Annotated in this window: 14 protein-coding genes; 8 read left to right on the forward strand and 6 right to left on the reverse strand. The window is 68.0% G+C overall.

Annotated features, from left to right (window positions below; genetic code table 11):
• Nucleotides 1–417 precede the first annotated feature (417 nt).
• Both OHT74_RS41940 and OHT74_RS41945 read left to right on the forward strand, forming a co-directional pair.
• Complete coding sequence (locus OHT74_RS41940) at nucleotides 418–645, forward strand: hypothetical protein (RefSeq protein WP_328623634.1); 228 nt, start codon at nucleotides 418–420, stop codon at nucleotides 643–645.
• Between the two features lie 480 nt (nucleotides 646–1,125).
• On the forward strand, nucleotides 1,126–1,563 hold the full coding sequence (locus OHT74_RS41945) for a hypothetical protein (RefSeq protein WP_328623635.1): 438 nt from the start codon (nucleotides 1,126–1,128) through the stop codon (nucleotides 1,561–1,563).
• A gap of 290 nt (nucleotides 1,564–1,853) precedes the next feature.
• On the opposite strand, the gene OHT74_RS41950 is transcribed toward OHT74_RS41945, so the two are convergent.
• On the reverse strand, nucleotides 1,854–2,765 hold the full coding sequence (locus OHT74_RS41950; RefSeq protein ID WP_328623636.1) for an ADP-ribosylglycohydrolase family protein: 912 nt from the start codon (nucleotides 2,763–2,765) through the stop codon (nucleotides 1,854–1,856).
• An 876-nt stretch (nucleotides 2,766–3,641) separates the two neighbouring features.
• On the opposite strand from OHT74_RS41950, the gene OHT74_RS41955 reads away from it, so the two are divergent.
• A complete protein-coding gene (locus OHT74_RS41955) occupies nucleotides 3,642–3,803 on the forward strand; it encodes a hypothetical protein (protein WP_328623637.1) in 162 nt (53 codons plus the stop codon).
• Between the two features lie 172 nt (nucleotides 3,804–3,975).
• Here OHT74_RS41955 and OHT74_RS41960 read toward each other — a convergent pair whose 3' ends face one another.
• Entirely contained in the window at nucleotides 3,976–4,296 is a 321-nt protein-coding gene (locus OHT74_RS41960; protein ID WP_328623638.1) for a hypothetical protein, read from the reverse strand.
• A 29-nt stretch (nucleotides 4,297–4,325) separates the two neighbouring features.
• Complete coding sequence (locus OHT74_RS41965) at nucleotides 4,326–4,688, reverse strand: hypothetical protein (RefSeq protein WP_328623639.1); 363 nt, start codon at nucleotides 4,686–4,688, stop codon at nucleotides 4,326–4,328.
• Between the two features lie 617 nt (nucleotides 4,689–5,305).
• Here OHT74_RS41965 and OHT74_RS41970 point away from each other — a divergent pair.
• Both OHT74_RS41970 and OHT74_RS41975 read left to right on the forward strand, forming a co-directional pair.
• Nucleotides 5,306–5,698 carry a hypothetical protein gene (locus OHT74_RS41970; protein ID WP_328623640.1) on the forward strand — a complete coding sequence of 131 codons (393 nt, stop codon included), beginning with the start codon at nucleotides 5,306–5,308 and terminating at the stop codon, nucleotides 5,696–5,698.
• A 331-nt stretch (nucleotides 5,699–6,029) separates the two neighbouring features.
• Nucleotides 6,030–6,617: an ATP/GTP-binding protein gene (locus tag OHT74_RS41975; RefSeq protein WP_328623641.1), complete on the forward strand. Its 588-nt coding sequence runs from the start codon at nucleotides 6,030–6,032 to the stop codon at nucleotides 6,615–6,617.
• Between the two features lie 304 nt (nucleotides 6,618–6,921).
• Here the strand turns inward: OHT74_RS41975 and OHT74_RS41980 are convergent, their stop codons facing one another.
• A complete protein-coding gene (locus OHT74_RS41980; RefSeq protein ID WP_328623642.1) occupies nucleotides 6,922–7,116 on the reverse strand; it encodes a hypothetical protein in 195 nt (64 codons plus the stop codon).
• Nucleotides 7,117–7,444: 328 nt separating this feature from the next.
• On the opposite strand from OHT74_RS41980, the gene OHT74_RS41985 reads away from it, so the two are divergent.
• From OHT74_RS41985 to OHT74_RS41995, 3 genes are all read left to right on the forward strand, one after another.
• Nucleotides 7,445–7,672, forward strand: a complete 228-nt coding sequence (locus OHT74_RS41985; protein WP_328623643.1) for a hypothetical protein — start codon at nucleotides 7,445–7,447, stop codon at nucleotides 7,670–7,672.
• A 713-nt stretch (nucleotides 7,673–8,385) separates the two neighbouring features.
• A complete protein-coding gene (locus OHT74_RS41990) occupies nucleotides 8,386–8,667 on the forward strand; it encodes a hypothetical protein (RefSeq protein ID WP_328623644.1) in 282 nt (93 codons plus the stop codon).
• Between the two features lie 44 nt (nucleotides 8,668–8,711).
• Nucleotides 8,712–9,371, forward strand: a complete 660-nt coding sequence (locus OHT74_RS41995; RefSeq protein ID WP_328623645.1) for a hypothetical protein — start codon at nucleotides 8,712–8,714, stop codon at nucleotides 9,369–9,371.
• Between the two features lie 58 nt (nucleotides 9,372–9,429).
• On the opposite strand, the gene OHT74_RS42000 is transcribed toward OHT74_RS41995, so the two are convergent.
• On the reverse strand, nucleotides 9,430–9,672 hold the full coding sequence (locus tag OHT74_RS42000; RefSeq protein WP_328623646.1) for a hypothetical protein: 243 nt from the start codon (nucleotides 9,670–9,672) through the stop codon (nucleotides 9,430–9,432).
• Nucleotides 9,673–10,548: 876 nt separating this feature from the next.
• Nucleotides 10,549–11,265 carry a hypothetical protein gene (locus OHT74_RS42005; protein WP_328623647.1) on the reverse strand — a complete coding sequence of 239 codons (717 nt, stop codon included), beginning with the start codon at nucleotides 11,263–11,265 and terminating at the stop codon, nucleotides 10,549–10,551.
• Nucleotides 11,266–11,636: the final 371 nt, after the last annotated feature.

Consider the following 11,636-nt stretch of genomic DNA (forward strand, 5'->3'; position numbering starts at 1 on the left):
CAAGCACCTGGGACGCCGAGGCGCACAGCGGTACAGCCTCCAACTTCGGACAAGAGATCACGAACTACGGCAGCGTCGGTACGAACTACTCGAACCAAGCGAGCAGCAGCAACACGATCGGCGGCTCCCAACACTCATAGGGCCGGATGCCAGTCCAGTGGACCGGGTGTGGACCGCCAGCAGCGGGCAGGGCTTTTGAGCGTGGGGAACGAGCAGGTCAGGCGCACCAGGGACGCTTCCCGCAGCAGTTGAGCCAGAGCCGAAACTCACCTACACAGCCAGTCTGGTGTCGACCACTCCTCTGCCGCTGCGGGGTGCTGTGCCGGTGCTCTCCGCAAGCGACTGCATCCTTTGGCCTACTGTGTTTTCGGCCCTGTGGAGGACGATCTTGCGGCACCGCCGCGGGAGGATTGATCCGTGCGAACAACCATCGGATACACCGTCGAGAGCATCGGCTACGTCATAGGAGCCCAGGGGCTTGTCAGCTTCGCTTCGCAGACCCTCTTCGGCACGGAGTGGGGCTGGATGCACAAGGTCGTCGACCTTCCGTCCACCGCTTACCTCGGCGTCGTCGTCGTGGGGCTGGCACTCATCGTCGGCGGCGTGAAGACGCGGAAGGCGCCCGAGCGCCAGGAGGTCGCCTGACCGGCGGGCCTTTCAGCCCGCGACTGCCATTTCCGTGTCGTAGCGGTCGAAGCCCGCAGGCCGCCCGCCGCGCACACTACGGCCCGAGCTGCCGCCTGCGGTGATCCAGCTCGTCGCTGAACTGCGCCAACGCGACCCCGACCAGCGCCCCCAGACGGCCGAGGCCGTCCACGAGCACCTGGCCGGCTCCGCATCGCCCTCGACTCTCTCGGCACCGCCGCCGCGATCACCGTGACCCGCGTGCCGCCTCGCATCACCACTCCGCCGCCCACCCAGCGGCTACCCACTCCCGACGGCCCCTTCGAGATTTCTTGGACCGGCCGGGAGCCGATCACCGACTACGCGCGAATGTCCCGTGCGCACATCTCCCGTGCGTCGCGTGTATGCGCGGTTCTGTGGGCGATCACGGCAGTCGGCCTCGCTGTCGGGCTGGGGACTGGTGCCTTTCAACGCACCGAGACCAGTCCCAGTGTGGGGAGCGTGGCCGGGTTGGCGGGCGCCGGCGCCGGGTTATTTGCGGTCGTGTATCTCATCGTGTTGGTGGCTGGCGTGGTCAGGAGCCGCTACGAGAGGGAGGGGTCCCCCTGGTCCCTCAGCATCGGTCCGCACGACATCATCGCCACTGGCGCCTTCCGCCGCGCGGTCGGCTGGGAGCAGATCCAAATGGTCACCGTGCAGGCGCTCCGTTGCGACATGCCGTACGAGTACAGGGCGCTGCATGTTCGCTCCACCGACGCCGCCAGCCTGGCCATCGCCCGTCCCGCGGGCTGGGTCTACCCCCGAGGCATTCACCGCCGGCCGGATCGCCGCATCCCGCTCTGCATCCTTGGACCCATGACCGACCAGCCGCACTCTGAGTTCACCACCGCCCTCATCCGCTACGTCGGCAGGCTCTGGCATCCGGAAGCCGGGCACTGACGCTGTCCAGGTGTGACCAAGGACTGCAGTTGGCGAAAAAGAAGGACACTTGGCATCAAGATCCAGGTCAGGCCCACGGCCGGACGAGCCGCGGCTCCCCTCTCGGGCGGGAGCCGCCGCGTCACGACCGGGACCGGGCCAGCCGGTGGCTGCACAGGGTGTCCAACTGGCGGAAGATCTGGAGCTTGAGTTCGGAGCGTGAGCCGGCGACGACCCGCCCGTACCGACCCACGATGAACGACCCACTGACCTCCGCAGGCGGTTGGCTGATTGGCCCCGGGCATGAGTTCTTACTTCGACACGGCCGGGGGCAGCGGTTCACGGGCTGCGTGCCAGGTGGGCGGAAGGTTTTCGACGCCCGTTCGAGCGGCGATGACCCCGCCCGCGATGGCGCACGTGGTGTCGATATCGCCGCGCCCGGCGACGGTGAACCACAGGCCCTCGTGCAGGTCGTCGAGATGCCCTGCCGCGCACCACAGGGCGTAGGGAACCGTGTCGGGCCCTGACATCCGGTAGCCAGAGCCCAGGACCTCCGCAGCATGCCGGACCGAGGTGTGCTCCGGCAGCCGGGCCGCGATCCGCACCCCGGACCGGACATCGCCGACGGGGAGCCGTTCGGCGATGGCCTGGAGGAACTCCGGCCGCGCCGGGGCGACCTCGCCCCGGCTGCGGGTGGCCAGCGCCGCGGCCACCGCGACCGCCACCGCCGCGGTGACGGCCTCCGGGTGGTGGTGTGAGACCGCGCTCTGCCCAGCGGCCTGCTCGGCGACGGTGTCGAAGTCGGCGGCGTGCCAGGCGCCGAGCGGGGCAACGCGCATGGCTGCACCGTTGCCCCAGGAGCCCTGGCCGCCGAACTGTCCGGCCACCACCTCCCGCCAGGGCTCGCCCGCGCCGATCCGGCGGAGCACGTCGTGCATTGAGGCTCCGTAGCCGCGGTGCGTGTCGTCGGCGTAGGCCTCGGCGAGGCGCAGGGCGAGGCGGTCCTGGTCGACGGTGCCGCCGCCCTCGGCGAGTTCCCGGACGAGAACGAGCGCCTGGGCGGTGTCGTCGCTCCACCGCCAGAGCGGCTCCGGAGGCAGGATCCGTGATTCCAAGGCTGCCGGGCCTTCGCGGCGCAGGATGCCGAACCAGCGGTCACCGAAGGCATCACCGAAGGCGAGCCCGGACAACGAGTCCAGCGCGGCGGTAGGCAGGTTGATCATCGGAGCAGTATCACAAGACGGTGGCGTTCCCAGCACTCCGATTTAGGCGCGGCCACGTTTCTGACGCCGACCCGTGCCCTGCTGTGTACCCATGTGCCAAGAAAGCCTCCTTAAATGCGTGCACGCGTGTACGGGAAGCCCCTGGAGATGTCCGTGGGAGCCAGTCGTGTGGGCCGCCTGTCGGCGCGGCACGGGCCTTGTGACCTGGGGTGGGGAGGTTCGGTCCCTCGGGGGTGCGGCCGGACGCGACAGGCTCAGCACGACCCGGGAGCCGGCCAGGGCCCGGTGGGACCGGGCCGGTTCGGCCGCCGGGCGCGGGAAGGGGGCCCGTACGGAAGTAGTCGGCGCCCGGCGCCCCACTGATTTGCCGGGCTGACCTCGGCGTTCATGCGTTCGGCAGGTGTCGCCCGGTGCGACCAGGGGCGCGACGTGAGGTAGGACCAGAGACGCGACCAGGAGTGTGATCAGAGCCGCGATCAGAGGGGCGACCTGACCGCAGCGGCTGGCCCGGGGTGGGGCCGGCTGTCGCCGCCGGCACCGCGGGAGGGGTCCCGGTGGCGTGTCCTCCGAGGGGGAGACATGGGGGGAACCATAGGGGGAGACACGGGGGGACTCATGGGGGGAACCATGGGGGGAAGCGGTTTCCGCGGCCTGCCTGCATCGGCCCTGGTCAGGGCCTGTTTTGCAGGTGGTGACTAGCCGGACTTATTAGGTGGGAGGGGGGTGGGGGAGTGGGTTGAGGGTGGTGTGGGGGTGGGGGGATTTGGCTGGCTGGAGTTCCTGGTGATTGTGGGGCTGCGTGTCGTTGGCGTGGCGTGATCACGAGTCGGGGAGGCGTGGTGCGGTGCTGGCTGGCTGGCTGGCGGTGCGGCGGCCGTGGGGTTGTTTGCCGCCCATGGCGCCGGGGCCTCTGAGGTCGAGCTCCAGCAGCTCGCCGCCGCAAGCCTTGGGGAGATGCACTTCCGGGACGTCGGGAGCCGCGCGGATGGGGTGCTGCTGGAGTTCACCGACGTCGACTACATCGACATCGAGTCCTAACTAAGAAGGAGTGGCACCAAGCGGCGCGGCCCGACGAGGGGCCGTCGGTTGGCGTGGCGGGATGTGCGGCGGCCCCCGGGGTCCCGTCCGTGTGGGCGGGTCCCCGGGGGCCGATGGGCGCGCGGGTGGTCAGAGGAGCCGAGTTTCTATGTGCAGACCACGACACGACCTACTAATAGGACCGTGTGACGATGCCGCCACTCTGGATAGAAGTGTGCGGCGGGCAGGCGGCGAAGGAGGGGTCGCCGTTGTTCTTCCAGGCCACCGAATCAACATTGATGAGAGCGCCGCCGTCCCAAGCCTTACAGATAGCGGTTGCCTTGTAATGACCGCCATTGCTGTCGCTGCATTGTGCTACCCAGCCGCCGCCAAGCGGCGACTTGTAATTGACGCACCCGGTCGGCCATTCTGTGGGGGCGGCAGTGGCCACTCCCTGGAGCCCGATGAATGCCATGGCCGTTCCAGCGAGCAGTGCCGTGTACAGCTTCTTCATTTCTTCTTTCCTTCTTAAGCGGATCGTTCTCAGGTGTTGTTGCTGACGGACGTCTCGATGCCTGCGGAAGTGGATCGGTAGGCGCCGTTGCAGTACGCGAAGGACGGCCCCCGCTGCTTCCAGTTGCCGTAGAAGTGCTGCACCTTTCCGGACTCGGCTTCAGTGCATACGGCAATGGCTCGGTAGGAACCGCCGTTGTGGTTGCTGCAGTTGGCTTCTGTTCCCCACGTGTTAGAAACCGCTGAGTAGCAGCCGCTGGGCCTGGCCGTAGCGCCGGCTTCGGAGGCTGATGCGGCCGTCCCGACACTGAGCGAGACGAGACCGCCCAGCAACACTCCAAGTGCCGGGGTGACAGCGGCCCGACGAATTGAAATATTCTTCAGCAACTTCATCACTTGCTCTCTGTTGCTAAACACCTTAGGTGGTATTCGGGAACCATGGGTGGGCATTAAGCCGACACCATGCTTTCCCATCCTGGGTCGGTAGGGGTGCGTTCGCCCCCTACGCCTATTACCGTTCCACATTCAAAACGGCCGGGCAAGCGGAATTATTTTCTTCTGAGGTTCACTTGAGCATCACATCTCCTGGAAGTTGAAGGAAATGGGCAAAACGTGGCGTATCCATCTAACTGAAAGGGTTAATTCCGGCAGGGGTGGCCGAATTGTCAGAGAGGGAATTCCAGCCGGGGGCTGGCTAAATGTCACCCCACCGAGTATTTGCAGCTGGAGCTTGCAGCCGTCCCGCGGCGGCCAGATGATCGGGGTCAGGTACTCGGCCGCACCGACAGGGCTCAGGTGCCGGATCCCTGGGCCTGGCGGCCGCTACCTGGTCGCTGCGACCACCACGTGAGTGTGGGAGGAGCGGCGGGCGTTACAGGTGGGCGGCATGGCGGTGGTGCTGCTCCTGGCTGGTTGTGGTGGCGGTGCGGACGGGAAGAAGGGGCCTGCGGCGCTGTCTACGGCGGTTTCGTCGTCGGCTGCGGGATCCTCAGGCGGGGGAGCGTGCGGCGGTGCTGGAGGCGTACGGGGCGCTGACGGCTGCGGAGGAGCGCTCGTACGCCTGGGCGAAGGTCGACCCCGACCTGGTCCGCTACGCGACGGACAAGGCGTTGGCGGACATCCAGGCCACGGTGTTCTGGCATCAGCAGGGCAAGACGACGATGCAGGGTCCGGTCCGCCGCGACGCGAAGGTGACCGTGCTGGATACCGCCTCGGCGCCGCTGCGGGCCACGGTGACGGACTGCGCGGACTCGAGCGGGCAGCGGGAGGTGGAGACCGCCACGGGCCGTGAGGTGCCCTACAGCGGGCCGCGCCGCCACGTGGTGACCTCTACCGCAATCCGCCCGGCGGGCGGGAGCTGGCAGTTCGTCACGTACGTGATCGAGCGGGACCGTTCGTGCTGAGCCGGCCCCGCCTCGGCGGACGGGCTGGGCGGCGGTGTGGTGTGTCCGCCGACCAAGCTGGACTGCGATGTCACAGCTCAGGACCCGGGCAAGCCTGGGTCGGGCAAGCCTGCCGGGGGCTGGGCAAGCCCCCTCCGAGGGGGGCTTGCCCAGTTGTGCGATCGACGGTCAGGAGGTGCCGTGCTCCATCCCCGAGATGGGCATGTTCAGTTCGGCGGACTCCTGTTACTGGAAACCGGCTGTCGGGCCGGCGGGGGGCTTCCCGAGCGGGTTCAGCACCGGTGCCCCTGAGGGATGGAAGCCAGGTGATGCGGGTGGATTGCTGTACCTGGTGACCTGCCCCAGCGGGAACGGTGACGTCCGCGGCGGCATCCGCTGGTCCGCCACCGGACCGGCCGGCGGCGGCGTCGACGTCCAGGCGCTCACGCAGCAGGCGGTCGAACGCCTGCGCCTGAAGGGCCCGGACATCGGGATCGTGCCGCGCCCCGACGGCAAAGGCCTGGTCGGGATGCCGGTGTGGATGTGGCACAAGCCCGGCCCGACCCGGACCGGCCCGGCCACGGCGTCCGCCTCGGCCGGATCCGTCACGGTCACCGCGACCGCCAAGGCCCGCAACGTCGTGTGGTCCATGGGCGACGGCGCACAGATCACCTGCACCGGCCCCGGCACCCCGTACGCGGCCGAGTTCGGGAAGCAGATGTCACCGGACTGCGGGCACATGTACACCCGCACCAGCGCCCAGGCCCCGGCGGCCGCTACCCGGTCACCGCAACCACCACGTGGGACGTGGCCTGGGCCGGTGCCGGCCAGACCGGCACGATCACCGTCACCCGACAGAGCCAGACGAGCCTGGCGATCGGTGAGCTCCAAGTTCTCAACGTGCCCTGACCTGCGGCACAGGAACTCACCGTTCCTGTAGTGGTGACTACAGATATGGCCGGTGAGTTCCGGCGCGGCCGCCGGTGACGTTCTGGCGCCCGGGCAAGCCTGTCCAGTTGAGCGGTCGGGAGGGTTGCACCGAGAGGGGGCTCCACCGTTGTCTGCACCGTTGCACCGGCCATTGCCCCGCAGGTACTGCCGCAGGTAGGACCCCCCTGTTCGCGATCATGGAGGTTCGTGCAGGTCAGAACCGGTGGGCAAGCCTGTCAAGCGCGCCGACACCTCTATGTACGCGATAGCCGGACATAGAGGTTGACCCCAGCACAGCCGCCGTGCCGGACGGATCACCCGCCCGCAGGTCGGCCTGCACCGGGCCCTGCGCCCAGACGGCGACGAGCGGACGCGGGCACCTTGGAGGAGAAGGACTGTGCCGGCTGCTCGCCCGCCAGCTCGGCCGCGAGACGGCTGCGGGGACCCGGCATGGGCGGGGTCTCGGTGGAGGGGCGGGGGCCGGTGCCCAGTGGGCGGCGCTCGATCATCAGGCCAGTGTGGCGCCCTCGGCTCATCTCCCACGCAGCGGATGTCCCCAATCTGAACTGGGGACATCGAGGCCTTGATCGGCGCTGGGGAGCGCCGGTTGGGTGTGAGGGCGGTCCACCTCTGCGAAGACCCGTTCCGCCCTCTTCCTGTCCGGCCGACAGGTGGGCATCGAGGACGCGGATGGAAGCCGGGGTGATGACTTCTCGACCCATCCCCCCATAACAATCCTGTCTGGCTGTCCGGCAACGGCCCCAGAGGTTGCGGGGCTAAGTGCCCCGCGTCGCAACCTGCGGATCATCCGCTGACCACAACGGGAGGGAACCCCCCATGTCCACCATCGATCAGCAGCCCCAGCACCAGCCGGCCCTGCAGCCCCCGAGCACCGATCCCGTGCTGCTCCTGGTCGTGGGGATCGTCGCCGTCTTGGTCCTGGGCGCCACCGGATACCTGTGCGTGGTCCACCGCTCCCTGGTTGGTCCGATCGGCGCGGTGGGCGGGGTGGCCTCGGCGCTGGCCGCCGCGTTCGGCGTGGCGCTCGCCCTGCGCCGCCGTTGACGACGGGCCGTGGGTGGTGCGGCTGTGGCGTCGCGTTGCGTTCGCCCGAGGTCTTGCGGCGCTTACGCCCAGGAAGGGCCCTGTGCGGCCGCCTGGGCGTCGTGTGCGCCACAGCTGGGGAAGAAGTCCAGGCTGGGCCTGAAAGGGGCTCAGGAGGGCTTCTGGGGGCGGGTGGAGGCTTCGGGATGCGGCGAAAGCCGATGATCGCGGGATGCGCTCACCGGCTTTCGTGTCGACCATGCGCCAACATGACCGACGGTTGTCCCTGGTGTTGCTGCGGTTGGAGCCAGTAGCAGTCAGGGCGCCTGTATGCATGCGTGCATTCATAGATACGCGCATGCGCATTCGCGCGTCGCGCGTACTTGAGCGCGCGCACGAAAAGCGAGGCTACGGGTCTGGCCTAGGCCGCAGAAGCACTTGGCCTGGGACGGAAGTTGGGCCAATTGGCCCCAAGGGGCAGACTCGGCCACAAAAACGCAGGTCAGAGCACGTTCGGGCATGTTTTCACTTGTTCACATTCTTTGGGCTTCTTCGGAGCCAATTCGGTCCTCTTGGCGTAACGGGGCTAGGGGCTGGAATCGTTGGGGCCGCAGTAGCTCTGTCCCGCTGCTCGGGTGACGCCAATCGCCCAGTGGGACAGGCGTTTTGGAGCCAGTAGCAGCCGGTCGGCGGCCCGCGTGGTCGCCGCCCGGCCATTCCGTCAGGAGCCTTACGTGAATTCCCTCGACGGGGCGTCCGCCCCGACCTCCGGCATGCGCTTCGGCATGGCGCATGCCTTCGTGATCAATGCGTTCCTCGGGGCTGCGGTCCTTCTCAGCGTGGTCGCGCACATGCCCGTGCAGGACATCCTCGTCCTGCTGGGCGGCGCCGGCGCGGTCGGCGTGGCCGTCCTGGTCGCTTCGACCGTCAAGGGCGGCAAGAGCGGCCAGGCCGGTCTGCTGCGGCGGCTGCTGACCGCTGCCTTCGGCAGCCCCGGCAACGGGGGCTTGGACTAGTGGCCGGGCGGCGGGGTCGCCCCGAAGCGCCGGTGGATCGCACGGTGCCCGAACTGGGCGACCTGGCCGAGTTCCTCCGCGGGAAGCGGAGCGGCATCCCGTACGTGACGCTGGCGGCCCGCAGCATCTGGGGGGCCTCCACACTGAAGCGCGCGACGTCTGGCAAGGTCGTGCCGGAGTGGCGACATGTGCGTGACTACCTGCGGGCCTGCGACGTCCCACCAGGGCCGGAATACGAGCACGCCCGGGAACTGCTGGGCCTGGCCGAGAAGGCCTGGGCGCGCCGCCCTCGCTCGACCCCCTCGCCGAGGCCGGACCTTTTCTTCGACCGAGCCGACCTCAGTCGGGCCCTGCGGGACGCTTACACGGCCGCGGGGCGCCCGCCGCTGCGGACGGTGGTTGCGCGGTGTGGCGGTTTCGTCCTGTCACGCAGTACTACACACCGCATCGTCAAAGGGCGGACCCTGCCCGCGGACATTGGGCAGTACATCGGCTTTCTCGCCGCCTGTGAGGTGCCGCTCGAAGGTCTAGGCGACTGGTTCGTTGCCTGGCACAAGGTCTGGGGAAGACCGCTGGGTCACACCTCCTTGACCATGGTCGACAACGCCCACCCGCTTCTGGATGCTCTCCGGGCGTACGTCAGGTGGGCTAACGAGGAGTCCATACTCAGGACACCGCCGCTGGCATCAACGCTGGCCGCATGATCTGAGCACCAGCGCGGGGCCGTCCCACTAGGGCCGGCCCCGTAGCCGTGCGTGGCGTTCACCGGCGTCGGAGGAGGTAGGGGACGGCTACTGCGGCGTATACGCCGGCGGTGCTGACCCCGGTGGCTACGGGGTTGGCCCAGGACGGTGCGAGCCGTACCGCCAGGAGCGCGCCGATGGCGAGGAAGAAGCCGAGCACTCCGATGAGTGCGTCTCGCTGCCGCCGCAGCCGCGTCAGCTGCTGCGCGTTGGTCTCGGTGGTCTGGCTCGTCTCGGTCTGGGTGGACGCGTTGGCGGACATGGTGATCCTTTCCTTGGGCCCGGAGTCGGGCTGGTTGGTTGGGTGCGAGGGCAACTGTGCGAGTCCGGCCGGCGGGGGTCGAGTTCTCGCGAATTTGCGTTCCGTGCCTGTTCGGAGGCTGTCTGGTGAGTCGATGGCGCGGATTCGCGAGGCCTTGACAGGGCGCCGTTCAGGGGGTGCTCGCCGTTGTGGTTTGAGGATGCGCAGCGCGCGAGCTAGCCCCGCAAGTCCGGTCTCCGGTGCCCCGCCGTGGACTGCCCGTCACCCTGGCGCCCGTTGAGATGAGACTGAGCAGAATTTGCCTGCGGGACCAGTGACACGGAATTCGTGGCGTTATTCAATAGTTCTCCGGAGGCCCGGATGAATTTCTTTGTGCGGCGCACTGAATTTCAGATCACTCCTGATGGTCCGTCAGTTTGGTGTGTTTTAGTGGTTGGTGGGGCCTCGAATGGCGGCCCGTGGGGCTGTACTCTCGCGTGTGAGCCGTTCCTGCCCTCGGAGGCCTCTGAGATATCTGTGCAGTTCAGGAGCCTAGAGACGCCCAGTCGGGGGCGTTCAGAGGCGCAGGGCTTGGCTCCGGGCGGTCCCCCCCAGATGGGGTCCGGTTGAGACCGTAGGCCCGCATGGGTGGTGGGGCGTGGTCCATTCTCTATCCGGGTCCTCAGTTTGAAGCATTCTGAAGCGCTGGGTATCTGGGAGGAGGCTTCCCGGGCTTCCGGCCGTGGTTCGGCCTGCCTGGGGGTCAGGGGCCGGCCCAAGCCCCCGACTCTTCTGCCTGCGGCCCCCGGTCCCCGGCGGTGGCTGGGGGCCGAACGGGAGGGAATCACGGCGGGAAGGTGCTGTGATCATTTGCGGGCAGCAGTGCTTCAACGGGGGTCAGCTGAGTAGGCCGATGGGATCGTCGAAGCCGAGGTTCTGCGGAGTTGCCAGGAAGTCGTAGCCGGCTGGCGTGGTCTGCGTCGTGGGTACATCAAGACCCACCTCTTCGAAGGAGAAATCGTCTGCCCAGACTCGGCCTCGACCGGACAGCATGAAGCCGAACGCGAGCATCAGGCTTTCGGGGGCGACGTTCAGAACGATGCTGTAGGGACACCAGCCCGTAGTTCCTTTGATCGGTCGGTTGAACATGTTGTCGAATGCGAGCATGTTGCCGTCGGGTCCGTCCACCCGCAGCCAGATCGCGGCTTTCCGGACGTTCTCGGTCCTGATCCAGGCGGTCATTCGGAGCCGTTGTCCGTGAAATGGTGTGGCGTCGACGGACTGCATGAGTGTGGCGAAGCCCCGGGCCCTTGGCGTTGCGTCGATCCGGGCGCTGCAGCCGGCATGGCGTGTGACCTCGGAGTCGAGGAGGGCCTCGTAGTCCTCGAATGCCCTGTTCCCGGTCACCTGCCAACCGGGGATCTCGGTCTTCGGGTCGATGCTCAGCCCCGCACTCACGTGTGTGGAAGTCTGAAACCGGATTTGCTCGGCTTCCGCACGAAGTTTGTCGGCCTCAGCTTTACCCTTCTCCCGAGTCCCGAGATGGTTGACGAAGGCGACGGCGGAGCCGCCGAAGAGTGCTGAGCCGAGCCCAAGCAGAGTTTCTGTGTTCACGCCGCCCCCAGAGTGAGCCTTCAAGATGGCCAGTCGGAAGTCTGGTCATGTGGGGATAGCGGCACAAGAGCGTGGTGTTGCGGAGCGGGCTGGTCCTGGAGGCGGAGCCGGAAGGACCCGGGGTGGGAGCGGAGCGGACACCCCAACGGGTCGAAGACCCGGACCCCGTGAAACGGGGTCACCCCGGCCCGCGGAGCGGGCCGTTCGGGTGGAGCGCAGCGGAACCCGAACCTGTCCGGCCCGAAGCGCAGGACACCGGCCCGAAGGGCCGGCCCTGGCTCGGCGAAGCCGAGCCTCCGTCGAGCGCAGCGAGGCGGTTCTCTCCTCCACGCGCAGCGTGGAGGTACCATCAGCAGCCGCCCCGTTTCCTT

This window comes from Streptomyces sp. NBC_00354 (assembly GCF_036106915.1).
GTDB lineage: Bacteria > Actinomycetota > Actinomycetes > Streptomycetales > Streptomycetaceae > Streptomyces.